This window comes from Streptococcus sp. CCH8-C6 (genome assembly GCF_001557225.1).
GTDB lineage: Bacteria > Bacillota > Bacilli > Lactobacillales > Streptococcaceae > Streptococcus > Streptococcus sanguinis_C.
In genome coordinates, this window is record NZ_LSJN01000029.1 from 1 (window position 1) to 237 (window position 237).

A 237-nucleotide genomic window follows, 5' to 3' on the forward strand; every position below is an offset into this window, starting at 1 on the left:
CCCGATCATCGCCAAGTGCGCCCGCGAGCGCGGCATCCTGACGGTGGGCGTGGTGACCAAGCCCTTCCACTTCGAAGGCCGCCACCGGATGCGCCTGGCCGACGCCGGCATCAGCGAACTGCAGCGCTACGTCGACACCCTGATCGTCATCCCGAACCAGAACCTGTTCCGCGTGGCCAACGAGCGGACCACGTTCGCGGAAGCGTTCGGCATGGCAGACCAGGTCCTGCACTCGGG

The 237-nt window shown here is 67.5% G+C and carries 1 pseudogene; it reads left to right on the forward strand.

What is annotated here, in order from left to right:
• Positions 1–237: pseudogene (locus AX677_RS08980) on the forward strand (cell division protein FtsZ); the annotation flags it as partial.